General features: G+C 59.7%; 20 protein-coding genes. 17 read left to right on the top strand and 3 right to left on the bottom strand.

Going from position 1 to position 26,233, the window contains the following annotated elements; genetic code table 11:
* Positions 1–129: 129 nt before the first annotated feature.
* Positions 130–339 (bottom strand): cold-shock protein, encoded by a 210-nt coding sequence (locus BLW69_RS15865; protein WP_062459297.1) that lies wholly within the window; start codon positions 337–339, stop codon positions 130–132.
* A gap of 446 nt (positions 340–785) precedes the next feature.
* Between BLW69_RS15865 and rsgA the strand changes: the two genes are divergently transcribed.
* The 9 genes from rsgA to BLW69_RS15910 all read left to right on the top strand — a co-directional run bounded on the left by rsgA (position 786) and on the right by BLW69_RS15910 (position 12,856).
* Positions 786–1,787 (top strand): ribosome small subunit-dependent GTPase A, encoded by a 1,002-nt coding sequence (rsgA, locus tag BLW69_RS15870; protein WP_092663297.1) that lies wholly within the window; start codon positions 786–788, stop codon positions 1,785–1,787.
* Between the two features lie 553 nt (positions 1,788–2,340).
* A complete protein-coding gene (locus BLW69_RS15875; protein ID WP_244508866.1) occupies positions 2,341–3,924 on the top strand; it encodes a peptide ABC transporter substrate-binding protein in 1,584 nt (527 codons plus the stop codon).
* Between the two features lie 57 nt (positions 3,925–3,981).
* A complete protein-coding gene (gene oppB, locus BLW69_RS15880; protein WP_062459288.1) occupies positions 3,982–4,905 on the top strand; it encodes an oligopeptide ABC transporter permease OppB in 924 nt (307 codons plus the stop codon).
* Positions 4,898–6,031 (top strand): ABC transporter permease, encoded by a 1,134-nt coding sequence (locus tag BLW69_RS15885; RefSeq protein WP_092663301.1) that lies wholly within the window; start codon positions 4,898–4,900, stop codon positions 6,029–6,031. The genes oppB and BLW69_RS15885 overlap by 8 nt, the downstream gene beginning before the upstream one ends.
* A 1-nt stretch (position 6,032) precedes the next feature.
* Positions 6,033–7,634 (top strand): ABC transporter ATP-binding protein, encoded by a 1,602-nt coding sequence (locus BLW69_RS15890; protein WP_092663303.1) that lies wholly within the window; start codon positions 6,033–6,035, stop codon positions 7,632–7,634.
* Positions 7,635–8,047: 413 nt separating this feature from the next.
* The gene (locus BLW69_RS15895) at positions 8,048–9,151 is read left to right on the top strand and encodes a branched-chain amino acid ABC transporter substrate-binding protein (protein ID WP_092663305.1); all 1,104 of its coding nucleotides are present in this window, start codon (positions 8,048–8,050) and stop codon (positions 9,149–9,151) included.
* A gap of 388 nt (positions 9,152–9,539) precedes the next feature.
* Positions 9,540–10,088, top strand: coding sequence for a TRAP transporter small permease subunit (locus tag BLW69_RS15900; RefSeq protein ID WP_062459277.1), 549 nt, complete (start codon positions 9,540–9,542; stop codon positions 10,086–10,088).
* A gap of 21 nt (positions 10,089–10,109) precedes the next feature.
* Positions 10,110–11,678 carry a TRAP transporter large permease gene (locus tag BLW69_RS15905; protein WP_062459274.1) on the top strand — a complete coding sequence of 523 codons (1,569 nt, stop codon included), beginning with the start codon at positions 10,110–10,112 and terminating at the stop codon, positions 11,676–11,678.
* A 62-nt stretch (positions 11,679–11,740) separates the two neighbouring features.
* The gene (locus tag BLW69_RS15910) at positions 11,741–12,856 is read left to right on the top strand and encodes a TRAP transporter substrate-binding protein (RefSeq protein WP_062578270.1); all 1,116 of its coding nucleotides are present in this window, start codon (positions 11,741–11,743) and stop codon (positions 12,854–12,856) included.
* A 191-nt stretch (positions 12,857–13,047) separates the two neighbouring features.
* Here the strand turns inward: BLW69_RS15910 and BLW69_RS15915 are convergent, their stop codons facing one another.
* Complete coding sequence (locus BLW69_RS15915; RefSeq protein ID WP_175487276.1) at positions 13,048–14,094, bottom strand: NAD(P)-dependent alcohol dehydrogenase; 1,047 nt, start codon at positions 14,092–14,094, stop codon at positions 13,048–13,050.
* Between the two features lie 368 nt (positions 14,095–14,462).
* Between BLW69_RS15915 and BLW69_RS15920 the strand changes: the two genes are divergently transcribed.
* The 8 genes from BLW69_RS15920 to dhaL (BLW69_RS15955) all read left to right on the top strand — a co-directional run bounded on the left by BLW69_RS15920 (position 14,463) and on the right by dhaL (BLW69_RS15955) (position 23,542).
* Positions 14,463–15,941 carry a sugar ABC transporter ATP-binding protein gene (locus tag BLW69_RS15920; protein ID WP_092663309.1) on the top strand — a complete coding sequence of 493 codons (1,479 nt, stop codon included), beginning with the start codon at positions 14,463–14,465 and terminating at the stop codon, positions 15,939–15,941.
* A 67-nt stretch (positions 15,942–16,008) separates the two neighbouring features.
* A complete protein-coding gene (locus BLW69_RS15925; protein WP_062578276.1) occupies positions 16,009–17,013 on the top strand; it encodes an ABC transporter permease in 1,005 nt (334 codons plus the stop codon).
* Positions 17,014–17,097: 84 nt separating this feature from the next.
* Positions 17,098–18,084: a substrate-binding domain-containing protein gene (locus BLW69_RS15930; protein ID WP_062578278.1), complete on the top strand. Its 987-nt coding sequence runs from the start codon at positions 17,098–17,100 to the stop codon at positions 18,082–18,084.
* Between the two features lie 74 nt (positions 18,085–18,158).
* Entirely contained in the window at positions 18,159–18,932 is a 774-nt protein-coding gene (locus tag BLW69_RS15935) for an SDR family oxidoreductase (RefSeq protein WP_062578280.1), read from the top strand.
* 9 nt (positions 18,933–18,941) lie between these two features.
* Positions 18,942–19,934: a dihydroxyacetone kinase subunit DhaK gene (locus BLW69_RS15940; RefSeq protein ID WP_062578282.1), complete on the top strand. Its 993-nt coding sequence runs from the start codon at positions 18,942–18,944 to the stop codon at positions 19,932–19,934.
* 10 nt (positions 19,935–19,944) lie between these two features.
* Positions 19,945–20,592 (top strand): dihydroxyacetone kinase subunit DhaL, encoded by a 648-nt coding sequence (dhaL, locus tag BLW69_RS15945; protein ID WP_092663311.1) that lies wholly within the window; start codon positions 19,945–19,947, stop codon positions 20,590–20,592.
* 192 nt (positions 20,593–20,784) lie between these two features.
* Positions 20,785–22,854, top strand: a complete 2,070-nt coding sequence (locus BLW69_RS15950) for a bifunctional sugar-binding transcriptional regulator/dihydroxyacetone kinase subunit DhaK (protein ID WP_244508867.1) — start codon at positions 20,785–20,787, stop codon at positions 22,852–22,854.
* Positions 22,855–22,897: 43 nt separating this feature from the next.
* Positions 22,898–23,542: a dihydroxyacetone kinase subunit DhaL gene (gene dhaL, locus BLW69_RS15955; RefSeq protein WP_092663492.1), complete on the top strand. Its 645-nt coding sequence runs from the start codon at positions 22,898–22,900 to the stop codon at positions 23,540–23,542.
* Positions 23,543–23,830: 288 nt separating this feature from the next.
* Here the strand turns inward: dhaL (BLW69_RS15955) and BLW69_RS15960 are convergent, their stop codons facing one another.
* Positions 23,831–25,945 carry a methyl-accepting chemotaxis protein gene (locus tag BLW69_RS15960; protein WP_092663494.1) on the bottom strand — a complete coding sequence of 705 codons (2,115 nt, stop codon included), beginning with the start codon at positions 25,943–25,945 and terminating at the stop codon, positions 23,831–23,833.
* Positions 25,946–26,233 lie beyond the last annotated feature (288 nt).

Raw genomic sequence — 26,233 nt, forward strand, 5'->3', positions numbered from 1 at the left:
GGATTTTCCTGTGGTTGAGCCTGCTTTGAGCGAGCCAACAAAAAAGGCCAGGCTATAAGCCCGGCCTCTCAGATAACTTGGTGTCGTCGGTGCCAGTACATCCGTGGTCAAGGACGAAACCAGGTACGATTAGGCAGCCTGAAGGTTGCAGGCCGACATCTTGCCCGACTTCGCGTCGCGCTCGAGTTCGTAGCCAAGCTTCTGGCCTTCTACGATTTCGCGCATTCCCGCGCGCTCGACGGCAGAGATGTGGACGAACGCGTCAGCGCCGCCGTTGTCAGGCTCGATGAAGCCGAAACCCTTGGTGGAATTAAACCATTTTACTGTGCCTGTGGTCATGATGAACCCTTTCAAAGCAATGTTGAGTGACCGTAGGACCGAAGCCGAACGGATGAGTGTAACGATTGATTTTGAGAGGGAAGTTCGTTCAGAGCGCGGTGCCAATCGCGCGGTAACCAAAGTTCAGCAAGCAAAAGATCGATAAACCAAAGATAGAGACGAAGGGCCGCCAAGTCAACCTTTAGTTTTGACCTGCTCTGCAGACCCGTCCCGCACGACGAGGTTCGTTAGGGCTTGTCCGCCAACTGCCCCGCGCATACAGTCTGAAGAGGATGGTTGTGTATGCCAGCGTCCAAAAGAACTTGCCTCCGTCCGCGACGCACCGACGCTCATAGACTCTTTTCGGCCAAACTTCTCGCGCAGCCAAGGGAAACCGAAGCCAACAGGCCCCGTCCAACCCTAACAGCTCCAAAGATTGCGACCTTCCTTTGATCGACCCCCTTCACATGACAGCGCTTAAACGACTTGGTTGGTCGGACTTCTTTTCGGATCAGCTCACATCCGATGAAGACGAACTCGCGCCGCGGCGCATTGCCTCCGTCCACCGGTCGCGCGTGGAGGCTATTGATGCCGGTGGTCCGGCCGCCCTCGAGCTCCCAGCCAACGCCAACACAGCCGATTTCGCGGTCGGCGATTGGATCCTCGCCGACCCGATCAGCGGCATGCTGGTTCGCCGTCTCGAACGGAAAACTCTCTTTCAACGACGTGCGGGGAACGACACGATCCCGCAACTGGTTGCTGCCAACGTCGATACCCTGTTCATCGTGACGTCCTGCAACGCCGAATTCAACCTTTCAAGGTTGGAACGGTATCTGATCCTGGCCGAACAAGCCGGGAGCAACCCGGTGATCGTCCTGACAAAGGCGGACACGACCGAAGACGCTGACGTCTTCCGGGTCCAGGCGCAGGGACTGCAGCCTGGCCTGCCCGTTATCCTCCTGAACGGACGCTCGGTAGAGGCACGCGAACTCCTGGCGCCGTGGTGCGGCGAGGGACAGACCTGCGCGCTCGTGGGATCGTCGGGCGTTGGGAAATCAACCCTGGTCAACTCGCTCGTCGGGTCTCAGTCGGACACACAGAAGACCGGCACGATCCGGGAATACGACTCGCAGGGCAGACACACCACGACGGCACGATCGCTGCACGCGCTACCGGGTGGCGGATGGGTGATCGATACACCCGGGATCCGGACGCTGTATGTAAGTGATGTTGCCGACGGTATCGATGTCTTCTTTTCCGATATCGCCGAACTGGCATCGCAGTGCCGGTTTCGCGATTGCAGCCATGTCCACGAACCCGGATGTGCCGTTCAGGCTGCAGTCGCAAGCGGCGAACTTGCAGGCGATCGTCTCGACCGGTGGCGAACCCTGGTCACCGAAAATCGGGACAGGACGCCGGTCGTCAGCGGTCCACACGGCAACAAGATCTCCAGAAGAAAGCGCCACTAGGCGCGACCTCCCGCATGCTTGGCCGAAGCGCTTTGTTGAAGGGATGAGCCGCGGAGCGTGCAGATTCGTGACGCTTTGCCTCATCGGCTCGTTGCCCGTGATAGCCGACGCTACACCGTCCCCGATGTTTGAGAGCCGCTGATGGGGTGCCGGATCGTCATATTGCGAGAGGCGCATATGGCAGTCCGATGATGCCCAACCATGCCCTCCCTGATTGTATCGAGATGGATCGGTGGGAACTGCTTTCATTTGCGGTCCTGCAATAAAATTACTCCAGGCACCCTGATCGCGACACCATGGTATTCGCTGCTCGGTTTACCTGAACGTAAAATGTCGCTGCTCTCTCGATTCACGGTCTGGCGCGGATGCAAGGTCAGGATACCCCGGCTATCGCCTCTACAGGACCCTGCAATTATGAGGTTAGTCGAGGCGCGCGGATATACACTCCGCATTTGAGTCGAGAGCAAAAAAGCCTTGCGGTTCCGATATTTCTGGCATTCACTCGCCCAATCGGACGGAAAACCAGGAGGATAACGGTATGTCATCTCGTCTCATGCGTGCGGCTGCAGTCGCTTTGCTCGGATCAACTCTGCTGGCCGGGGCACCGGCATTTGCTGAAACGGTGCTTCATCGTGGCAATTCCGGCGAACCGCAGACGCTCGATCAGGCCCAGACCTCGATCAATATCGAAGCCTTCATCCTGAAGGATCTTTATGAAGGTCTGACGATCTACGACGCTGCGGGCAAGATTGTACCGGGTGCAGCGGAGTCGTGGAAGGTCTCCGACGACGGACTGACATACACGTTTAAGCTGCGCGAGAATGCCAAGTGGTCCGATGGCTCGCCCGTCACGGCGCAGGATTTCGAATTCTCGTTCAAGCGCGTGGAAGATCCGAAGACCGCCGCGAAATATGCTAACATCCTCTACCCGATCAAGAACGCGGAAATGGTCAACACCGGCAAGGCCGATCCGAAGGAACTCGGCATCAAGGCCGTCGATGACAAGACGTTCGAGATCACCCTCGAGCGCCCGACCCCCTTCTTCCTTGAACTTCTTGCTCACCAGACTGCCCTGCCTGTCTCCAAGGCAAGCCTTGAGAAGAACGGCGCCGATTTCGTCAAGCCAGGCACGATGGTGTCGAACGGGGCCTTCCAGCTCGTCAGCCATGTGCCGAACGACAGCCTCGTTGTCCAAAAGAACCCCAATTTCTGGGATGCCGCCAACGTCAAGCTCGACAAGGTGATCTTCTACCCGATCGACGACCAGGCCGCATCCGTCCGCCGCTTCGAGGCGAAGGAAATGGATCTCGTCTATAACTTCTCCGCCGACCAGATCGAGCGGCTGCGCTCGGCCTACAAGGACCAGGTGCACGTGTCGCCGACGCTTGCAACCTATTATTACGTCTTCGATGGCCGCGAGGCTCCCTTCAACGACGTTCGTGTCCGCCAGGCCCTGTCCATGGCCGTCGACCGCGATTTCCTGGCCAAGAAGATCTATAGCGGGTCGCAGCTTCCCGCCTATTCGCTGGTGCCGCCGGGCATGGCGAACTATGGCGAACCCGCCAAGGCCGATTTCGCAGAACTTTCCCAGCTCGACCGCGAAGACAAGGCGATCGAACTGATGAAGGAAGCCGGTTACGGTGAAGGCGGCAAGCCGCTCAATATCGAGGTCCGCTACAACACCAACCCGAACCACGAACGTGTCGCCACCGCCGTTGCCGACATGTGGAAAAACACGTTCGGTGCCAAGGTGACGATGAGCAATCTCGATGTCTCCTCGCACTACGCCTATCTCCAGGAAGGCGGCAAGTTCAACGTGGCACGTGCCGGCTGGGTTGCCGATTATGCCGATCCGGAAAACTTCCTCGCCTTGAACCTCTCGACCAACAAGACCTTCAATTACGGGCATTACGAGAGCAAGGAATTCGACGATCTGATGAAGAAGTCGTATGCGGAAACGGATCCGGCTGCGCGATCGAAGATCATGCATGAGGCGGAAACAATCCTGATGCGCGACCAGCCGATTGCTCCCTTCCTGACCCAGGCCGATCTGTGGCTTGTTTCGGACCGCATCAAGGGCTGGCAGGACAATGCTGCCAATGAACACCTGAGCCGCTTCCTGAGCGTTTCCGAATAATCGACACGGGATGGCGTCCGACAGCGTTTCGGACGCCATCCCGCAGGAGACTACTGCATGCTGTCTTTTATCCTGCGCCGCCTCGCGAGCGCCGTCCCGACGCTGTTCATCGTCGTGACGATTTCCTTCTTCCTGATGCGTTTTGCTCCGGGCGGTCCCTTCAACCTGGAACGTCCGCTGCCACCCGCAACGATGGAAAACATCATGCGGACCTACCAGCTAGACCAGCCGTTATGGCGTCAATATCTCACCTATATCGGCAATGCCGTGCAGGGTGATTTCGGTCCAAGCTATATCTACAAGGACAACACCGTCGCGGAACTGATCGGAAAAGGCCTTCCCTACTCCATTGAACTCGGTTTCTACGCTCTGCTTCTGGCCCTGATTGGCGGCGTGACGCTCGGCACGATCGCGGCCCTGCGCCAGAACAGCGTGCTCGATTTTTCCATCATGACGCTCGCGACGATGGGTACGACGATCCCGAATTTCGTCGTCGGCCCGGTTTTGACGCTGATTTTCGCAATTCTTCTTGCGCTGTTGCCGGCCGGTGGCTGGGGAGATGGTTCGTTCTCGTTCCTGCTCCTGCCGATGATCGCACTGGCGCTGCCGCAGCTTGCCGTTTTCGCCAGGCTGACGCGCGGATCGATGATCGAGGCGCTGCATGCCGACCATATCCGCACCGCGCGCGCTTATGGCCTTCCGGCAAGGATCGTCGTCATCACGCATGCCATGCGCGGCGCCATGCTGCCGGTCGTCTCCTATCTCGCACCCTGTGCCGCCGCATTGATGACCGGCTCGGCCGTCGTCGAGACCATCTTCACCATTCCGGGCGTCGGCCGTTATTTCGTGCTCGGCGCGCTCAATCGTGACTATACGCTGGTCATGGGCACCGTCGTCCTGATCGCCATCTTTGTTATCGTCTTCAATCTCCTGGTCGACCTTCTCTACGGCCTGCTCGATCCGAGGGTCCGTCATGACTGATATCGCCAACGATCCGCCTTCCACCCCGCCCCAGAGCACAAGCCGCAGTCTTTTCCAGCTTGCCGCCATCCGCTTCCGTCGCAACAAGGCGGCGATGGGCGGCTGCGTGATGCTCGTTCTGATCGCGCTCTTTTCCTATCTCGGCCCACTTTTTGTGCCTCATAGCTATGACCAGGTCTTTTCTTCCTATGTGACGGTGGCGCCAAGTCTCGAGCCGCGGCCAGACGAGGCATCGCTGGAGGGCGCCATGCAAGGCGTCGCGACTCGCGCCCGCGTCAACCTCGACGCGTTCGAGGTGACGGGCCAGATCTTTTCCGCGACCATCAGCGCCGAGGATCCGATCGACCCACGCACTACGCGTTATTTCGACCGTGCCAACGAGTTCGACGACACCAAGGTAGTGGCGACCGAAAAAGACGGGCGCGTTCTCAAGGTCGAAGGGAATGTCAGCCGGGAATACTTCCTGTTCGGCACGGATCCGAACGGCCGCGACCTGCTTGCCCGTGTCATGCTCGGCGGCCAGATCTCGATTGCCGTCGGCGTGCTGGCCAGCCTCGTCTCGCTTGGCATCGGCGTGCTCTACGGCGCGACCGCGGGTTATCTTGGCGGCCGTGTCGACAATGTCATGATGCGCTTCGTCGAGATCCTCTATTCTCTGCCATTCGTCTTTCTTGTCGTCGTCCTGGTCGTCTTCTTCGGTCGTTCCTTCATCCTGATCTTCCTGGTGATCGGTGCTGTGGAATGGCTCGACATGGCGCGCATCGTGCGAGGCCAGACGCTGGCGCTGAAGCGCCGGGAATTCGTGGGCGCTGCCCAAGCGCTCGGCCTGAGCGACTGGCAAATTATCCGCCGGCATATCATCCCGAACACGATCGGACCGGTGATCGTCTTCGTCACCGTCGTGGTTCCGAAGGTAATCCTCCTGGAAAGCTTTCTGTCTTTCCTCGGGCTCGGGGTTCAGGCGCCACTGACCAGCTGGGGCGCTCTGATTTCGGAAGGCGCCAACAATATCCAGTCGGCACCCTGGCTCCTGATCTTTCCCTCCATCTTCTTCGTGGCAACGCTGTTTTCGTTGAACTTTATCGGCGACGGCCTGCGCGACGCGCTCGACCCGAAGGATCGTTGACATGACCGATCAAAAAGACACCATTCTCTCGATCCGCGACCTGAAAGTGAATTTTACGACGCCGGATGGCACGGTCAATGCGGTCAAGGGCATCGGCTTCGATGTCCGTGCCGGCGAGACGCTCGCCGTCGTCGGCGAAAGCGGCTCCGGCAAGAGCCAGACGATGATGGGCATTATGGGCCTGCTCGCTGGAAACGGCACCGTCACTGGCTCCGCCGCCTATCGGGGCAAGGAACTGGTCGGACTGCGAAATAACGAGCTCAACAAGATCCGCGGTGCCAAGATCACGATGATCTTTCAGGAGCCGATGACCTCGCTCGATCCGCTTTACACGATCGGCCGCCAGATCGCCGAACCGATCGTCTACCACCGCGGCGGCAGCCGGAAAGCGGCCCGCAGCCGCGTGCTGGAACTCTTGGAACTGGTCGGCATTCCCGATCCCGCCCGCCGCATTGACAGTTACCCGCATGAACTGTCCGGCGGCCAGCGGCAGCGCGTCATGATCGCCATGGCGCTTGCCAACGAACCCGACGTCCTGATCGCCGACGAGCCGACGACGGCGCTTGATGTGACGGTCCAGGCGCAAATATTGAAGCTGCTGCGCTCGCTCCAGGAGCGTTTCGGCATGGCGATTGTGCTGATCACCCACGATCTCGGCATTGTCCGGCATTTTGCCGAACGTGTCGTCGTCATGCGGCGCGGCGAAGTGGTGGAACAGGGAGCCACATCACAGATCTTCGAGGCTCCGACTTCCGCCTATACCCGCATGCTGATCGATGCCGAACCGCAGGGTCGCAAGCAACCGCCGGCGGAAAACGCGCCGATCATCCTGGAGGGACGCGATGTCACGGTCGATTTTCCGATCGGCCGCGGACTTTTTTCGAAGGGTCCAAAGAGTTTCCGGGCCGTCGACGGCGTCACCGTCAAGCTCAGGCAGGGCCAGACGATCGGTATCGTTGGTGAGTCCGGCTCGGGGAAATCGACGCTTGGGCGCGCGCTGCTCCGGCTTCTCCACAGCAATGGTCATTACCGCTTCGACAAGACCGACATCTCCGGCTTCGACCGTCGGCAGATGCGGTCCCTGCGCAAGGAGATGCAGCTCGTCTTCCAGGATCCCTTTGGGTCTCTCTCGCCGCGTCAGACAGTCGGCGAGATCATCACCGAAGGTCTGCTCGTCCACGAGCCTTCGCTAAACAAGGCGGATCGAGACCGGCGCGCGATCGCCGCCCTGACCGAAGTCGGGCTCGATCCCCAGGCGCGCAATCGCTACCCGCACGAATTTTCCGGCGGTCAGCGCCAGCGCATCGCGATTGCCCGCGCGATGATCCTCAAGCCGCGTGTGGTTATCCTCGACGAACCGACCTCGGCACTCGACCGGTCCGTGCAGGGACAGGTGATCGACCTGTTGCGCAAGCTGCAGTCCGACCACAACCTTTCCTACGTCTTCATCAGCCACGACCTTGCCGTGGTCAGGGCCATCGCGGATCATGTGATCGTCATGAACAACGGAAAGATTGTTGAGGAAGGCGATACGGACGCGATCTTTGACGCCCCGAAAGCCGATTACACAAGGGCGCTGATCGGAGCCGCTTTCAGCATCTGAGTCGCCACTCTCAGCAATATGCCCACCGTCGTCGTCTTCGGACCGCGGCGCAGTGTGGAGAAAGACACGTATCCGCCTGATCGCCGGCGGGGCGCCATGGACGGCTGCTCGAATCATGGGTTGGTTCCGTCGTGGGAGTTGCCGGCATGAAAAGGCACGGCTGCAGCGGCCCATTACGTCCCCACAAGAAGCCGTGAATTATTCAATCAAGAGGTCACTGCTTCCGGTTATCTTCTTGCGTCACCGGCCCAATATTTCTAGGAAAATTGTCGGACGCACGGAGAAGCTAATATGGCCACGCGCGGACGGACGCGCCCTCCCTCTTCCACCAGTCATGGCATTGCCGACGGTTTGAGCGGGTTCGGCGCACGATTAGCACGCGGGTCGGGAGGTCCGCATCCCAGGAGACTGACATGACATTGAAGACAATCACTGCGGCACTCGCTGCCACACTCGCATTCGCCCCGCTTGCCTACGCCGACATCACGGTCGGCCTCATCGCGCCGCTGACCGGCCCGGTTGCTGCGATCGGCGCGCAGATCAAGAACGGCGCTGAAACAGCGGTCGAGGAAATCAACAAGAAGGGCGGCGTCAACGGCGAGAAGCTCGTGCTCAAAATTGTCGACGATGCCGGCGAACCCAAACAGGGCGTATCTGCCGCCAATCAGCTGATTGCCGACGATATCCGTTTCGTGGTTGGCCCTGTCACATCGGGCGTCTCTATCCCCGCCTCGGTCGCGTTTGCCGAAAACGGTGCACTGATGGTTACCCCGACAGCCACTTCGCCGGAACTGACCGCGCGTGGCCTTTCCACCGTGTTTCGCACCTGCGGCCGGGACGACCAGCAGGCGGACGTTGCAGCAAAATTCGTGGTCGAGAAATTCAAGGACAAGAAGATCGCGATCCTCAACGACAAGGGGCAGTATGGCAAGGGTCTCGCCGATGCCTTCAAGGCATCGCTGAATGCGGCCGGCATCACGGAAGTCTTCAACGACGCGCTGACGGCGGGCGACAAGGATTTTAGCGCGCTGGTGACACGCCTGAAGTCGGAAGGCACCGAAGTCCTCTATTTCGGCGGCTATCACCCGGAAGCAGGCCTTCTGGTGCGCCAGATGAAGGATGCCGGCATGAATGTGCAGCTGATCGCGGGTGACGGCCTTTCCAATAGCGAGTTCATCACCACGGGCGGCGACGCAGCCAACGGCACGATCTTCACCAACGCTGCCGACGCGCTGAAGAATGCAGACAGCAAGGCCGCGGCCGATGCGCTCATTGCAAAGAAGATCCCCGCCGAAGCCTTTACCCTCAACGCCTATGCAGCCGTCGAGGTCATCGCCGCCGGCATCGCCAAGGCTGGCAGCACCGACGACGCTGAGGCAGTTGCTGCCGCGCTCAAGGATGGCACCGGTATCAAGACTGCCATTGGCGAACTGACCTACGGTGAAACCGGCGATCTAAGCTCGCAGAGCTTTTCCGTCTACAAGTGGGAAGGCGGAAAGACGGTTGTGGCCGAATAAGGCCGCTCCGGATCTGTATTGCGACGGGCGCCCTAGGCGCCCGTTTGCTTGCCGTCGGTGCACTATCCGTCGATTGTCGCCCGAAGCGACGGCGGATGCAACCAGGTCTCTTTTCTCAAAGTCACTGATTTGGCGACAAAAATCGCTCGTCATGCGCGTCACGCGTTCACCCTGCATGCGAAAAGAATAAGCGTCGAAATCGAGAATCAGCGGGGACGTTTGCGCTCCCTGCGTCACTGTCTGTTCCAGCCCATAGCAACGTGTATCGAAGCCTTTTCCCAGACCGCTAGATTGGCCTCTTGTCATAATGCTCTTGTCGCGTGTGATTTGCGGCGATAGTAGTGCATGGGACAGCTGCCTTCGGGCAGCTTGCCTGGGAGGGTTTGTAATGTCTGGTCTACTCGCCGTGTCGCGCGCTATCGACGCGATGAACACGCTTTTCGGTAAAGCCGTTTCATGGCTTTTGTTGGCGGCAGTGCTGATCAGCGCCATCAACGCAGTGACCCGAAAAGTCTTCAATCTCAGCTCAAATGCCTGGCTCGAGGCGCAATGGTACCTTTTCTCCGCAGCCTTCCTGTTGGCGGCGGCCTGGACATTGCTGAGCAGCGAGCACGTCAAGGTCGATCTGGTCTATGGTCAGCTCCCCAGACGGGCGCAGCTTTGGATCGAGGTGTTCGGGACAATCTTCTTCCTGATGCCGTTCTGCCTCGTCACCATCTACCTGTCCTGGCCGATCGTCATCGCCAAATATGTGAGCGGAGAGGTCTCCAACAATACCGGTGGCCTGGTGCTGTGGCCAGTCTGGGCCATGATCCCGATTGGGTTCGGACTGCTGGCACTACAGGGACTGTCGGAACTGATTAAACGGCTAGCGATCCTCAGCGGTGCGATGCCCGACGCCGTCGCTCTCGCCGACGCCGAAGCGCAAGCGCTCTAATTCGTAGCAGGATACGCTCATATGTTTGCATTCTTTGCGGAAAATCTCGCGCCGATCATGTTTCTATCACTGATCGTCGTGTTGCTGCTTGGTTATCCGGTTGCCTTCGCACTCGCCTTTGTCGGCTTTGTCTTCGGTTTCATCGGCATCGAAATGGGCCTTTTGCCCATCAACCTGTTCGGAGCGATCCCTGACCGCATCTTCGGGCAGATGTCGAACGAGACGCTGCTCGCCATTCCTTTCTTCACCTTCATGGGGCTGATTCTCGAACGAAGCGGAATGGCCGAGGATCTGCTCGATACGATCGGCCAGCTGTTCGGCCCGATCCGCGGCGGGCTCGCCTTCGCGGTCATCTTCGTGGGCGCCATCCTTGCAGCCACCACAGGCGTCGTTGCGGCCTCCGTCATCTCGATGGGCCTGATCTCCCTGCCGATCATGCTGCGATATGGTTACGACCGACGGGTCGCGGCCGGCACGATCGCAGCGTCGGGAACGCTTGCCCAGATTATTCCGCCCAGCCTCGTGCTGATCATTCTGGCCGACCAGCTCGGCCGGTCGGTCGGCGACATGTACAAGGGCGCACTCGTGCCCGGTCTCATGCTGGTTGCTGCCTATACCGGCTACATCATCCTGATGTCCTTTCTGCGTCCGGCAAGCGTGCCGGCTCTTCCCATCGAGGCGCGATCGCTTCGTGGCTGGAAGCTTGTGGCCAAGGTCATCACCTCGCTCGTGCCGCCGCTCGTGCTGATCTTCCTCGTTCTCGGCACAATCTTTATCGGCCTTGCGACGCCGACCGAAGGCGGCGCGATGGGCGCAGTCGGTGCTCTGCTTCTTGCAGCCTTTAATCGCAAGCTTACGCTGGCGATGGTCAAGTCGGCCCTTTACGCGACGGCGAAACTGTCCTCCTTCGTGATCTTCATCTTGCTCGGCGCGCGCGTGTTTTCGCTGACCTTCTACGGTGTCGACGGTCACGTCTGGGTAGAGCACCTGATGACGTCGATCCCGGGCGGCGAGATCGGCTTCCTGATCGTTGCCAATCTGCTCGTATTCTTCCTGGCCTTCTTTCTCGATTATTTCGAGCTGGCCTTCATCATCATCCCGCTGCTGGCACCGGTTGCCGATGCGCTCGGCATCGACCTGATCTGGTTCGGCGTGATGCTGGCGATCAACATGCAGACGTCGTTCATGCATCCGCCGTTCGGGTTCTCGCTGTTTTACCTGCGCTCCGTCGCTCCGACACGGGCCTACAAGGATCGCATCACCGGTGCGACAATCCAGCCGGTCACATCCGGCCAGATCTACATGGGCTCCCTGCCCTACCTGGCGATCCAGCTCGTCATGGTCGTCGTCGTCATCGTCTTTCCGGGTCTCGTGACCCACTACAAATCAGGATCTGCCGTCGTCGATCCATCGACGATTGAGCTCAACGTACCGATGCCGGGTGCCGATGGCGCTAACCCGTTTGGAACACCGACCCAGCCTTTCGGCGCACCGGAGCAGTCTTCCGGCGATCCCGCCGCCCCGGCCGTTGATATCCCTGCACCAGATTTCGGTTCCCCGACGCCAAGCTTCGGCGCACCGAAAAACTAGACACACGCTTTGATCGCACAGCGTGCGTTCGATACTGCCGAACCTGAGGAGGAGGAAACGCAATGACGGAAACCATCAACAGACGCAATTTCCTGACGAAAGGCGCAGTCGGAGGGGCGGCAACAGTCGCCGCGACCGCACTCGCCGCACCGGCGGTTGCCCAAGAACTGCCGAGCATCAAATGGCGCCTGACTTCGGGCTTCCCGAACAACCTCGACACGATTTACGGCGGCGCAACCGTCATGGCGGAGACACTGTCGAAGATCACCGACGGGAAATTCCAAATTCAGGTGTTTCAGGCCGGCGAACTCGTACCCGGACCGCAGGCGATCGATGCGGTGAAAGCGAACACCGTCGAGATCGCTCATACCTGCGGATACTATTTCACCGGCAAGGATCCGACATTTGCGATCGGCTCGACCATCCCCTTCGGTCTCAATGGTCGTCAGCAGAACGCCTGGCTTTACCACGGCGGCGGCAACGAGGCCTATAACGAGTTTCTCTCTGCCTATGGCGTGGTTGGCATCCCCGGCGGGGCCACCGGTGCCCAGATGGGTGGATGGTTCCGCAAGGAGATCAAGGGCGTCGCCGACCTCAAGGGCGTCAAGATGCGCATCGCCGGTGTCGCCGGCGAAGTGATGTCTCGGCTCGGCGTGGTGCCGCAGCAGCTACCGGGGGGCGATATCTATCCGGCTCTCGAGCGCGGAACAATCGACGCGGCCGAGTGGATCGGCCCCTATGACGACGAACGCCTCGGCTTCTATCAGATTGCGCCGAACTACTACTATCCGGCCTATTGGGAAGGTGGCCTGACGATCCACTTCTTCATCAACAAGGCACAGTATGAGGGTCTGCCTCCCGCCTACAAGGCCGCACTCGATGCCGCCTGCAAGGCGGCGAACATCAACATGCAGGCACTCTACGATGTGAAGAACACCGCAGCGATCCGTTCGCTCGTCGGCAAGGGCGTCAAACTGCGACCGCTGCCACGCGATGTCATGGATGCAGCCTACAAGACGACGTTCGAACTCTACGCGGAATATAGCGCCAAGCACCCGGCATGGGCAAAGATCTATCCGGGCTGGAAGAAGTTCAGGGACGAGTCCTTCGAGTGGTTCCGCGTCGCCGAATACAGCTATGACAGCTACATGTACTCTGCCCAGGCCTCGGGCAAGTAACAAAACCGGAGGTCGGCTTTAAGGCCGGCCTCCGCACTCACGATCAATTGGCACCGAAAAGACAGGTCTATCGTTGGGATGTCCAGGTGGTCCTACCGTCACATCGCAAAAGCCGCGGCCGGGACGGCATGATCTCGCGTGACGATCCCATGCTTTCCCGGCCACCGGCCTTCAGAACTGATCGGATTTTCCTAAACCGCGGCGTCACCCAGAAGGATCTGCAGCTTGACGTCTGACGGGTTGCCGGCTGCTGCCCTCTCAAAGGCCTCAATGCTCTTGTCGAAAGGGAAAGTCTCGGTAATCAGCGGATTAAGGTCCACCTTGCCGGATGCAATCAGCTGCAGCGCCCGGTCGAAGATATTGGCGTAGCGGAAGACCGTCTCTATTCGGATTTCCTTCGAGATCGCGCCTGCCACGTCGAACGAAACCTTGTCCACCGGCAGGCCGACCATCACGATCGCTCCACCCGGGCGAACGAGGTCGAATATCCCGTCATAGGCCTTCGGGCTGCCGCTGGCTTCGAAAACAACATCGGCGCCCCAGCCGTCGGTTTCCCGTGCGATGACCTCGGCGAAGCTTTCCTCCCCGATATTGACAGGGGTGATACCGGAATACTGGGCAGCGATGGCGAGTTTCGGTGCGCTGAAATCGGAAATGAACACGCGGCTGCACCCACCAGCGAGCGCCGCCAGAGCGACCATGATCCCGATCGGGCCGCTTCCGATCACCGCCGCAACATCGCCGGGGGCGATGCGGGCACGCGCTGCAGCCTGCATGCCAATGGCAAATGGCTCCACCATCGCGCCTTCGGCGAAGGACACGTTGTCGGGAAGCTTGTAGGTGAACGCCGCGGGATGGACAACTTCGGATGTCAAAACGCCATGGATCGGCGGCGTTGCCCAGAACCGGACGCTGGGATCGACGTTATAGATGCCGAGCTTGGATGCGCGCGACGAGAGGTCCGGTATTCCCGGTTCCATGCACACCCGGTCTCCAACCTTGAAACCGGAAACGGCCGAGCCGACCTCGATCACCGTGCCTGCCGCCTCATGTCCCAGAACCATTGGCTCACGCAGCACGTACGGTCCGATTGCGCCGTGCGTGTAGTAGTGTACGTCGCTGCCGCAGACGCCAACCGTGTGAATCTTGATCTTCAGTTCCGAAGCTCCGACCGCCAGCGGCAGGTCAATGTCTCGAAGGGCGAGAACGCCCTTTTCTTCCAGTACCAAGGCTTTCATCATCGGATCCTTTTGCTCGATGGGCGCCAAATTCGGCGCATCGGTTGACCTAGGAATAGCGACCGGTTTGAAAAAGAAAAGTGCTGTTTGGTGAGATTTTCAGCAGCTATCGCTTCTTTCTTGCGCGTATCGCCCCTTCGCCCCCAAGGTCTCGCTCTCCCCACCAAGCAGTCCTTCCGTTTGTTTTAAAACGATAAAAACAGGATTTTTGCTCACCATAGGGACACCTTCAGCCTACAATGAAGGCATGTTGACATTTGTCGAAAACTATCTGACAAATGTCACGTGCTGGCCGCTGGAGGGCGGTTAACCCAGACAGTGATTGGTCCGACGCTCATCGAGCGGAAGGATCATCGGAGGAAATTAGCGTGGAATATCTGCTTGAGGTGGAAGGACTGAAGAAGTCCTTCGGCGGCGTTGCCGCATTGCGTGAGGGTCGCTTTCAGCTGAAGCCGGGCTCGGTGCACGCGCTGTGTGGCGGCAACGGCGCCGGAAAGTCGACCTTCCTCAAAATCCTCATGGGCATTTACAAGCGCGATGCCGGCTCCATTCGCCGTCGCGGTCAGGACGTCGATTTTTCAGGCCCAGCCGAAGCGCTCGCCTCCGGCATCGCGATCATCGAACAGGAACTGAGCTCTGTCCCTCATATGACCGTGGCGGAAAACATCTATCTTGGTCGCGAACCCTCCGGGCGCTTCGGCGGCGTCGACTTCAAGACGATGAACCGTAACGCCCAGCGGTTGCTGGATCAGCTCGAATTCCAGATCCGTCCCACTCAGTTCATGATGAACCTTTCGGTTGCGCAGATGCAACTGGTCGAGATCGCCAAGGCGCTCAGCCACGATGCGGAAGTCATCTTCATGGACGAGCCGACATCGGCAATCGGCGAAAAGGAAGCGCAGCAGCTCTTCAAAACGATTGAACGGCTGAAGGCCGCCGGCAAGGGTATCGTCTACGTCTCGCACCGCCTGTCAGAAATCTTCCAGATCGCGGATGCCTACACGGTGTTCCGCGACGGCTCCTATATCGGCTCGGGTGACTTGGCTGATATCGACAGGCCGAGCCTGATCAAGATGATCGTCGGTCGGGAACTGGGCGAGGAATATATCAAGACCAACACGCCGACGGAAGCGGATGGCCTACAGGTTACGGGGCTGACAGCCGCCGGCAAGATCGACGACATTTCGTTTTCGGTTTGCAAGGGTGAGATCTTCGGGATCTACGGACTTATGGGATCCGGCCGGTCGGAAATTTTCAACTGCATCTTTGGTCTCGATCGTCTCGATAGCGGCGAAATCAGGATCGATGGCGCGCCGGTCAAGGTCAGCAAGCCGGCTGACGCGATGGAGCACGGGCTCGCTTTCGTTACCGAGGACCGCAAGCTGACCGGGCTCAATCTGACCGATAGCGTCAGAGGCAACATTGCGCTTGCCAGCCTGCCGGAACTCAGCCCCAATTTCGTCATGCGTCGCCGCGGCGAGCAGGCTGCCAGCCGGAACATGATCGAAAGATTTGCGATCAAGGCGGCCCGCGACACGATGCCGGTCTCGGGCCTGTCAGGCGGCAATCAGCAAAAGGTCGTCCTGGGCAAGTGGTTCCTGCGCAATCCCAAGGTGCTTCTGCTCGATGAACCGACGCGTGGCGTCGATGTCGGCGCCAAGCGCGAGATCTATCGCATCATCTGCGAATTCGCCGAGGCCGGTGGAACCGTAGTGATGATTTCATCGGAAATCGACGAAGTGCTGGGCATGTCCGACCGCATCCTCGTCATGCGCAACGGTCGCTCGACTGGCATCTATCCGCGCGCGGAGACAGACGCGCAGGCGTTGGTGCACCTTTCTACGTGACGGGCCCGGGTCACTGGGCCAGACGCGCATTTTCAAGATTCGATCGGCATGGGAAGAGGTAAGAACAGTGTCCGCCACAGAAAACAAGCCGGCAGCCGCATGGTTCGGTTCGGATAACCGCAAGTTGCTCATCCAGGAATACGGCATCTTTCTCGCCTTCCTGCTCCTGGCATTCATCCTGTCGGTCTCCAACGAGTACTTCCTCACCGCCGGCAATATCTCGAACGTGCTTCTACAGACATCTATCAATGGGGTGCTGGCGATCGGCATGACATTCGTCATCCTGACCCGGGGCATCGACCTCTCCGTCGGCTCGGTCGTAGCGCTCGCTGGTATGGTGGCCGCGAGCCTTGCGACGACTTCAGCGACCGCCGGCGTTGCGGGCGGCCCCTATCCGGCATTCGTCGCGTTCGCGGCGGGCATTCTCGTCGGTCTCGCATGCGGCATGGTCGTCGGTGTAATCGTCTCGCGCTTCTCCGTCCCCGCCTTCGTTGCCACCCTCGGCATGCTGTCGGCGGCACGCGGCATGACGCTGATCTATGGCGGCGGCAGACCTGTCCCGGCGCTTATCCCGGATTTTCGCTGGCTTGGAACCGGCAACATTATCGGCATCCCGATGCCGGTCGTCGTTCTCGCCGTCGTCTTCATTGCCTCTTGGTGGGTTCTCAACCGCACGCGCTTTGGCCGCTATATCTACGCCGTCGGCGGCAACCCGCATGCCGCCGTGACTTCAGGAATCAACGTCACCCGCATCAAGTTCGCCGTGTACTGCATCTCGGGAGCACTTGCGGGTCTTGCCGGTATGATCCTTGCCGCTCGCACGGGCTCCGGCCTGCCGCAGGCCGGTGTTGCCTACGAGCTCGACGCCATCGCGGCCGTGGTCATCGGCGGTACCAGCCTCTCGGGTGGTGTCGGTCGCGTCACGGGAACCCTGATCGGCGCGCTCATTATCGGCGTCATGAACAACGGTCTCGATCTGCTCGGCATCGAATCTTACTACCAGCAGGTCCTCAAAGGGGCGCTGATCGTCGGTGCGGTCATGCTGGATCAAAAACGCAATCAAGGGGCCTGACCCCAGAACAATTCGGATCGCGAAACGGTCCGACATGTACCGCGCGTCAAAACGGCGACCGGACATTCCGTGGAGGAGAAGAAAATGAAGAAACTTTTGCTTGCTCTCGTCGCCAGTGCGGCGATGCTTTCGGCACCCGCAATGGCGCAGGACAAGAAGCTCAAGATTGGCGCGACCACCTATGGTCTCAATGCTGAATTCATGCAGATCTGGTCGGCGGCTCTGAAGGAACATCCGGCCGTCAAGAGCGGCAAGGTCGATGTCACGGTGTTCGATGGCCGATATGACGCGCTGGTCCAGCAGGAACAGTTCAACACGATGATCACACAGAAATTCGACGCGATCATCTTCGTGCCGATGGATATCGAGGCCGGCGCGACCGCTGTGCAGATGGCCCATGATGCCGGCATCCCCGTTGTCGGCTCCAATGCCCGCGTCAATTCCGATCTCCTCACATCCTATGTCGGCTCGAACGACGTGGAAGCCGGCGAGCTCGAAGCCAAGGCAGTCTTGGACAAGATGGGCTGCAAGGGCAATCTCGTCATCATCGAAGGCCCGATCGGCCAGTCCGGCCAGATCCAGCGCCTGGAAGGCAATGAAAAGGCACTCGCTGCCTGCCCGGACGTAAAGGTTCTCGAAAAGCAGACCGGCAACTGGTCGCGCGCCGAAGCTCAGACCCTGATGGAAAACTGGCTGACATCCCATCCGGGCCAGATCAATGGCATCATCGGCCAGAACGACGAAATGGCACTCGGTGCGATCGAGGCAATCAAGGCTGCAGGTCTGAAGGTTGAAGACTTCGCGATTGCCGGCGTCGATGGCGTGACGGATGCGATCAACTCGGTGAAGCGCGGCGAGATGGCTTCCATCCTGCAGGACGCCAACGCCCAGGCTCAGGGCGCTCTCGACGTCGCCATCAAGGCCGCCAACAAGGACTACAAGCCCGAATCGAAGATCTGGACCCAGTATCCGGACATGAAGTGGGCGGATGGCGCCGAGAAGGACTACCTCGTGCCTTGGACGCCTGTCACGAAAGAAAACGCCGACAAGCTGCTCGAGTCCCGTAACTGATACTTTTCGTTTTCGATCCAAGGAAGGGGCGGTGACCGCCGCCCCTCCCGTCTCCGTCGCAAAGGCTTGAAGACATGAGTGATACCGCTCCCCAGATCGACCTGAATTTCCCCCTGAACGGCAAGATTGCCGTCGTCACCGGCGCCGCATCCGGCATCGGCGCTGCCGTCTGCGACGCGCTGACCGAAAAGGGCGCGACCGTCGCCGTGCTTGACCTCAATGCCGAACTGGCCGCAGCAAAAGCGGCCGAACTCGGTGGCGCATCGAAATCCTTCGTCTGCGATGTCTCGCAGGCATCTTCCGTCGAGAAGGCGATCGCGGGCGTCCTCGACACCTTCGGCCACATCGATATAGCCGTCAGCAGCGCGGGGGTCGTCTTCCTCGCTCCGGCCGAGGATCTGTCGCTCGATTACTGGGATAAGACGATCGACATCAACCTGAAGGGCACTTTTCTCTTCACGCAGGCAGTCGGAAGGGCGATGATCGCCGCTGGCAAGGGCGGCAAGATCGTCAATCTCGCCTCGCAGGCGGGCACCGTCGCAATCGAGGAGCACGTCGCCTACTGCGCCTCCAAATTCGGCGTCATCGGCATGTCGAAGACCTTCGCGGCCGAGTGGGGAAAATACGGTATCTGCGTGAATACCATTTCGCCAACAGTCGTGCTGACGGAACTCGGAAAGAAGGCTTGGGCCGGCGAAAAGGGTGAAAATGCGAAGAAGCGTATCCCGATCGGCCGTTTCGCCTACCCGCAGGAAATCGCCGCAGCGGCAGTCTTTCTTGTCTCCAATGGTGCGGACATGATCAACGGCGCCGATCTCCTGATCGACGGCGGTTACACAATTCTCTGAGGACAAACCATGCAGCGTTTCGTCAATAATCCTGATCTTGTCGTCGAAGATACGGTCAAGGGCTTCGTCAAGGCCCATTCCGATATCGTCCGGCTTGCGGAAAACCCACGTGTCGTCGTGGCGAAGAATGCCCCCGTCAAAGGCAAGGTCGGCATCGTCACCGGCGGCGGTTCGGGTCATGAACCCGCCTTCATGGGCTACACCGGCAAGAACATGCTGGATGCGGTCGCCGTTGGCGAACTCTTCTCCTCGCCGACGGCCAAGAGCTTCTCTGACGCATTCCGCGAGGCGAATGGAGGCGCAGGAGTGGTGTGCCTTTACGGCAATTATGCCGGCGACAACATGAACGTGAAGATGGCAACCAAGCTTGCCACCAAGGAAGGAATCGAGGTTTTGACGGTCGTCGCCAACGACGACGTCTGCTCGGCTCCCCTGTCCGAGCGGGAGAAGCGCCGCGGGGTCGCCGGTGAGATCTTCATGTGGAAGATCGGCAGCGCCAAGGCCAGCCAGGGCGGTTCGCTCGAGGAGGTTCGCGCCGTCGCGCAGAAGGCGATCGACAACTGCCGGTCGATCGGGGTCGGCCTTGGCCCCTGCACACTTCCCGCCGTCGGCCATCCCAATTTCCAGATCGAGCCCGGCACGATGGAAGTCGGCATCGGCCACCATGGCGAGCCTGGGGTGCGGGTCGAACCGCTCAAAAAAGCCGAAGACGTTGCAAGGGACATGGTGAAGATCGTGCTCGACGATCATGACCTGCCGGCCGGCGTCGAAGTCGCCGTGCTCGTGTCAGGCCTCGGCGCGACGCCGCTCAACGAACTCTACATCCTCAACGATACGATCGAAACCGAGATTTCCGCACGTGGCCTGAAGGTCTACAAGACCTTCATCGGCAACTATTTCACGTCGCTCGAAATGGTGGGAGCGACCCTGACGGTCATGGCGCTCGACGACGAAACTAAGCCGCTTCTCGATCTCGAGACGCGCTGCACCATGCTGCTTTAAGGACCTGGCGATGCAGACTTTCCTCAATGCCCACGCGGGCGATATCGTGATTGCGATCGCCGACCGCATCATCGAAAACCGCGCCTATCTCAGTGAGATCGACGGCAAGATCGGTGATGGTGACCACGGCGTCAACATGGCCAAGGGCTTCGGCATGACGTCCGAGCGCCTCAAGACCCAAGACGTGTCGCTGGCCGAAGCCTTCGATACGCTCGGCACTGTGTTGATGACGGAGATTGGCGGCTCTATGGGTCCGCTTTACGGCGTGATGTTCACCGAGTTCGCAGAAACGCTCGAAGGAAAGGATGTCGTTGACGCTCGCCTCTTCTCGACAATGCTTCATATGGGCCTTGCCGGCATTCAGTCGATCGGTTCTGCCAAGGTTGGCGACAAGACGCTGATCGACGCGTTCGTGCCAGCCATCGAAGCGTTCGACAGCACGGTCGCAGGCGGACAGTCCTTTGCTGACGCGCTGGCGGCGATGACCGAAGCCGCCGACAACGGACGTGATTCCACCATCGACCTCGTCGCGAAGATCGGGCGCGCCAGCCGTCTCGGCGAACGCTCGCTTGGCGTTCTCGATGCCGGTGCCACGTCATGCGCCTTGATCCTCAAGGAAATCGCGAAGGGCGTGACAGGCAAGTTGCAGGCGCCCTGAACTCAGCAAACCCCTCCCAGGACCGGGCGACCTGCCTTTGCGGGCAGGTCGCCGCTTAATTCCAGAAATAAGAAGCCAACGTCGATAAATTGTCCTAAAAAATTCCGGCGGTCCGGATAGCTCGGCCCCGTATCGACTGTCGGAGCACGTTTCGGATTGACACCAGTGAAGACACAGCAGTCCGGCAATGCGATGATCGGCACCAACGATGTCGAACACGCCCGCGAGGGCATGTCTCTGAGATATGGCGACGACCCCCTCGTCTGGGCCTGCTGGCTTTATTACGAGGATGGTCTTACCCAAGGCGATATTGCTGCCACGATGGGTGTGTCGCGCGCCACGGTGAACAACTATCTCGCAGAGGCGCGTGAGCGCGGCATCGTCAACATCGCCATCGAACCCGCCCGGCTTGCGTCACTGACCATCGCGCGCGAACTCAAGCGGCATTTCGGGCTCGTCGACTGTCTTGTCGTCCCCAGCGAAGAAACCGGCAAATCGCTGATCGAACGGATCGGTGCTGCCGGCGGCCAGGCATTGCAGCGTCTGATCAAGTCGGGCGATACGGTCGCCGTTTCCTGGGGGCGCACAATGCTTGCGATCGGCGAAGCTGCCCATGTTCCCGGATTGCAGGATGTCACGGTCATTCAGGCGGCGGGCGGAACACGGGCAAGCTTTTCCTATACGCCGGAGCTTTGCGCAGCGGCTGTCGCCGGGGCCGTTGGCGGCAGGCTCGTCAACATATCCGCCCCCGCCATCCTCTCGTCTCGAACGATGCGTGACGCTCTGTTAGAAGAGCCGCTGGTGGCCGATCAGTTCGGCATGCTGTCGCGTGCCAACAAGGCGCTTTTTGGCATCTCGTCACTGAGGCCGAATTCGACCATTCACACAAGCGGCTTTTTCGAAGACGTGGCGCTGCAGGATTATCTCGCCAAGGGCGCCGTCGGCGCCGTCTCTGGCCGCTTCATCGACGGCCAGGGGCGTCCGGTGGCAGGGCCGCTGGACGAGCGCCTGATCGGCATGTCACTCGACATGCTCAAATCGGTCGGCCTCCGCGTTGCTGCGGCCGGAGGATTCGACAAGGTGCCGGCGATCCTCGCTGCCCTGCGCGGCGGCTATGTCAACGTGCTGATCACCGATGCGGCGACCGGACGGGGTATTCTGAATGCCGACGGCGTGACCGTGATCGACCAGATGCTAGCGCAGCGCCCTCGCTCGGAAAGCCCGTCTACCCAAGTGACAGGGACGCGGACGCGCAATCGCGTGAAGAAGTTCCTCAATGATCCGGATCATGTGGTTGAGGAAATGCTGCAAGGCGTCGTGCGGGCGCATCAGAAACATCTGATGCCCGCCGGAAAATCCAACCGGGCGTTGATTGCCAGGGAAGGTCCGCGGCCCGGCAAGGTCGGTCTTGTCATCGGCGGCGGCTCCGGTCATGAACCCTGCTTTCTCGGCTATGTGGGAAAGGGGCTGGCGGATGCGGTCGCCGTCGGCAATGTCTTTTCCTCCCCGCCGCCGATGCCGATCCTGCATTGCGCCCGGGCCGCTTCGGGTGATGCCGGTGTGCTTTTCGTCTACGGCAACTATGCCGGGGACGTCATGAACTTTGAGATGGCGGCAGAAATGGCCGAGGCCGAGGGCATCGCGGTGCGCACGGTCCTGACCACCGATGATGTCGCCTCGTCCTCCATGGAAGACCGGGACGGCCGACGCGGTGTCGCCGGCAATTTCTTTACCTTCAAGATCGCCGGTGCAGCCTGCGACCGCGGTCACTCGCTCGACGCGTGCGAAGCACTGACACGCAAGGCCAACTCCCGCACATTCACGCTGGGTGTCGCACTCGAAGCCGGCTCTATGCCGCAGACGCGCCGTCCGAGTTTCGAGATCGGGGAAGACGAGATGGAGTTCGGCATCGGCATCCATGGCGAACGGGGTGTCAGTCGCGAGAAGATCGAGAATGCCGACGCGATTGCGGACAAGATTATCGATCGCATATTTCACGAGATGGGGGCGGTCGCAGGCAGCCGTGTCGCCGTGCTGGTGAACTCCTTCGGTGCAACGCCATTGATGGAGCTCTATATTCTGTTCAGGCGTGTCGAGCAGAGGCTGAAGGCCAAGGGCATCGAGATCGAAGCAAACTGGATTGGCCACTACTGCACATCATTGGATATGGTCGGCGCCTCGATCTCAATCCTTCATCTTGATGACGATCTGACTACTCTGCTCCATCATCCCTGCGACACTGCGGCGTTGAAAATAGGGTAAGGCAGGGCTTTCAATGGCACAGTGCAACAGTTGGAGGGAAATGGTGCACGGAAACGATGCGCGCTTACTCAGCCGAATGTTCAACAAGATCTCCGATGCGATGGCCAAGGAGAAGGATTTCCTGACCGAGCTTGATGAGGCGATCGGAGACGCCGATCACGGCATCACGATGTCGCTTGGCTTCAGCGCTGTTGCGAGTGAATTGTCGCGGAGCGATCTCGACAGCATGACTGCCGCCGAAGTCATGGCGGCTGCTGCGACCACGTTTCTCGATGCGGTAGGCGCATCCACGGGCCCGCTCTATGCGACCGGCTTTCTCCATGCATCCGATCGTATGAACGCACATCGACCTCTCGATGCCGCTGGCCAGGTCGCGATGCTGAGAGCCATCACAACCGGCATTCAGCAGCGGGGCAAAGGAATGCGCGGAGACAAGACCATGCTCGATGCCTGGATGCCGGCAGCCGATGCGGCGGAGGCGAGATCCGGCGAACCCGGACACATTTGGTCCTCGGCCTGCGAAGCGGGAGAATTGGGCGCCAAAGCAACGCAATCCATGATCGCGCTTCGTGGTCGCGCCGCAAGACTGGGCGAACGCTCGCTTGGCCATATCGACCCGGGCGCTGCCTCCGCGGTCGTGATCCTCAAGGCGATGCGAGAAACCTTCGACGGGACGGCATCTCGCTGAAGATTGGGGACGTTGGCCGAAATCTTGCGCGAGCATGAGAAGATGTTTGAGGAACGCGTCTCTCACTGTCACTTCGTCCATCGCGGCCACGATGACACGAGCACGTGGCTGGTGGGGGTGTCTTGGCGGCTGCAGATCAAGCGAAAGATGTCGTGACAGCTGGAAGCTTCTTTTCACCAACCAGCACGGATCAGCCTCATACAAAAGCCGCCGAAAGGATTTCTTCGGCGGCTTTTACGGTTCACTCTCTGCGTGTGCTTTGGGAGGTTAGCCGGGATGCCGTGAAGCTTATGCCACGCGTCTGGAGAAGGACGAGGTCACTCGGGTCATCAACCGGTTCGAAGGAGCTGGAGCGTCGCCGGATTGATGCGAGTGGTGAATGCCACCTGCCACTGATCCTGTCTCGAACATACCAACGAGCTGGAAGAGCGTTTCGGCTTCTCTCGCGAGAGAATGGCTCGCTGCGGTGGATTCTTCCACCATAGCGGCATTCTGCTGCGTCCCCTGATCCATCAACGAGACGGCATGGTTGATTTCCTTGATACCCGTAGACTGTTCGCGCGAAGCTTCCACGATCGAGAAGACGTTCACGCTGATTGCCTTGACCTGATCGACGATCTGCCCAAGCGCCTCGCCCGTTTCGCCGACAAGGGAAACGCCGCTTCTGACATGTTCACCGGATTTGGCGATCAGGCTCTTGATGTCCTTGGCGGCGCTTGCGGACCGTTGCGCAAGTTCGCGAACTTCCTGCGCGACGACTGCAAAGCCCTTGCCGGCGTCACCTGCCCGGGCCGCTTCCACGCCCGCATTCAGTGCCAGAAGATTGGTCTGGAACGCGATTTCGTCGATGACGCCGATGATGGTGGAGATCTCGTTGGATGACGCTTCGATCGCATTCATTGCGTTGATTGCGTTTGTCACCACGAGGCCCGAGTGCTCGGCGTTCTTGCGCGTTTCACTGACCAGGCGACCTGCTTCTTCTGCGCGACGCGTCGTGTCGGCAACCGTGGTGGTGATCTGCTCAAGGGCTGCTGCGGTCTCCTCGACAGATGCTGCCTGCTGTTCGGTGCGCCTTGCAAGGTCGTCAGCCGCGGAGCGGATCTGGTTCGAACCGGCCGAGATCGCCTGCGCGTTGCCGCTGACGTCCACGATCGCATCTTCGAGACGCTCGATCGCACCGTTAAAGTCGACGCGGATCTTGTCGAGGCGTTCTGCAAACGCCTGGTCGATCCGATGGTTCAGCTTGCCATTCGCCATGGCACCGAGGCCAACGGCGAGCGTATCGACTGCGAACTGCACTTCGGCTGCTTCTTCCGCCTGACGCTCGTGCTGCTCGAGGCGCTGACGTTCGGACATCGAACGGTTAGCCTGCGCTTCCGCTTCCATGCGCAAGGTGTCCTGCGCGTTCTGCTTGAAGACGGCAACAGACTTGACCATGTCGCCGATTTCGCTTCGATCTGCAATGGCATCGATTTCAGCCTGTGCGTTGCCGGCCGCGAGCTCACGCATCGTCTGCACGATCCGCGTGACGGGACGGGTGATGGAGCGGGTGACGATGGTCGCGAGAACAGCAACGACCGCCAGAACGCCCAGCGAGGTGAAGACCGAAATCAGGAAATTCCTGTGCTGAACCGCAGCCGAAGCGGACGCATAATCCTTTAGCTCCAGACCGGTCTGGTCTTCCACTGTCTTCAGCGCGTTGATGCGGTTGGTCGAAGCCTTATACCAGTCTTCACCGGAAATTCCACCCATCTGTCCGCCGAACGGAGCCTTCAGCGCGACGCTGCGCTGCTTCTCGACAAGCTGACCGGCATCACTCGCAAGGGCCGTCTGAAGCGCGGCACGCTGCGGTGCGCCTGCATAGCTGTTGAAATCCGCAAAGTAGACGTTCTGCATGACGCCAAACTTCACGAACTGCTGATATCCTTCCGGCGAGAAACTACCGGCCGCGAATGCTGCAGTGCCGATCATGCGTTCCTGACCAGCGCGTTCCTTACCCTGCAGAAGAGCCGAGTAGGCAACAATCCGGTTTGAGATCGTGCTGTCGCTGGTGAGCGAACTCATGGATCCGATCAGTTTGATGAGGCTACCTATCGTATCCTCGAAATAGGACGCAATATCAGGCACGCCTGCCTTTAACGCCGTAACCTCGTCACGCATTGTCTTGAGCTGGTCGAGCTTGGCTTGGGCCGAGAGCGCAAGCTGCTGCAATTCAGGGCCACCCGGAGCTTCGCTCGTCGTCAGGTTCAAGGCCTTGAAACTGGCGAGTGCTGCATCCGCTGCGAGACGCTGCTTCTCCAGGAGCGACCCGAACTCACCGAGGCCCTTGGCACCGACGAAACCAGCGGAAGCACCGCGCTCCTTCTGGATTTCATGGATGGCTGAGCCAATAACGGGCGCCATCGAAGAAATTTCGGCGACAGATTGCGCTTCCGAAGCCTGCTCAAGGCGCTTCATATTGTCCTGTACGACAGCAGCGATCAACGCAATGGTCGGGATCGACGCTACGAGAACGACCCGCGTCCTTATTTTCAAATTTCCAAAAAACCTCACGTAGGCCTCGATATCTTGCTGAATGAGCTGCAGGAAAACTGCCAAGGCTCAATGGTAGGACGATACCGATCCTTATAGAGAAAACGTATTGAGGCTTGGTTACCGTGCCTAGAATCTCATCGATGACAATTGATATCA

Origin of the sequence: Rhizobium sp. NFR12, assembly GCF_900108545.1 — a bacterium.
GTDB classification, from domain to species: domain Bacteria; phylum Pseudomonadota; class Alphaproteobacteria; order Rhizobiales; family Rhizobiaceae; genus Neorhizobium; species Neorhizobium soli.

Coding starts and splice junctions, on each gene's coding strand:
- BLW69_RS15865 (WP_062459297.1), bottom strand. CDS start 339: ATGACCACAGGCACAGTAAAATGGTTTAATTCCACCAAGGGTTTCGGC.
- rsgA (WP_092663297.1), top strand. CDS start 786: ATGACAGCGCTTAAACGACTTGGTTGGTCGGACTTCTTTTCGGATCAG.
- BLW69_RS15875 (WP_244508866.1), top strand. CDS start 2,341: ATGCGTGCGGCTGCAGTCGCTTTGCTCGGATCAACTCTGCTGGCCGGG.
- oppB (WP_062459288.1), top strand. CDS start 3,982: ATGCTGTCTTTTATCCTGCGCCGCCTCGCGAGCGCCGTCCCGACGCTG.
- BLW69_RS15885 (WP_092663301.1), top strand. CDS start 4,898: ATGACTGATATCGCCAACGATCCGCCTTCCACCCCGCCCCAGAGCACA.
- BLW69_RS15890 (WP_092663303.1), top strand. CDS start 6,033: ATGACCGATCAAAAAGACACCATTCTCTCGATCCGCGACCTGAAAGTG.
- BLW69_RS15895 (WP_092663305.1), top strand. CDS start 8,048: ATGACATTGAAGACAATCACTGCGGCACTCGCTGCCACACTCGCATTC.
- BLW69_RS15900 (WP_062459277.1), top strand. CDS start 9,540: ATGTCTGGTCTACTCGCCGTGTCGCGCGCTATCGACGCGATGAACACG.
- BLW69_RS15905 (WP_062459274.1), top strand. CDS start 10,110: ATGTTTGCATTCTTTGCGGAAAATCTCGCGCCGATCATGTTTCTATCA.
- BLW69_RS15910 (WP_062578270.1), top strand. CDS start 11,741: ATGACGGAAACCATCAACAGACGCAATTTCCTGACGAAAGGCGCAGTC.
- BLW69_RS15915 (WP_175487276.1), bottom strand. CDS start 14,094: ATGAAAGCCTTGGTACTGGAAGAAAAGGGCGTTCTCGCCCTTCGAGAC.
- BLW69_RS15930 (WP_062578278.1), top strand. CDS start 17,098: ATGAAGAAACTTTTGCTTGCTCTCGTCGCCAGTGCGGCGATGCTTTCG.
- BLW69_RS15935 (WP_062578280.1), top strand. CDS start 18,159: ATGAGTGATACCGCTCCCCAGATCGACCTGAATTTCCCCCTGAACGGC.
- BLW69_RS15940 (WP_062578282.1), top strand. CDS start 18,942: ATGCAGCGTTTCGTCAATAATCCTGATCTTGTCGTCGAAGATACGGTC.
- dhaL (WP_092663311.1), top strand. CDS start 19,945: ATGCAGACTTTCCTCAATGCCCACGCGGGCGATATCGTGATTGCGATC.
- BLW69_RS15950 (WP_244508867.1), top strand. CDS start 20,785: ATGATCGGCACCAACGATGTCGAACACGCCCGCGAGGGCATGTCTCTG.
- BLW69_RS15960 (WP_092663494.1), bottom strand. CDS start 25,945: ATGGCGCCCGTTATTGGCTCAGCCATCCATGAAATCCAGAAGGAGCGC.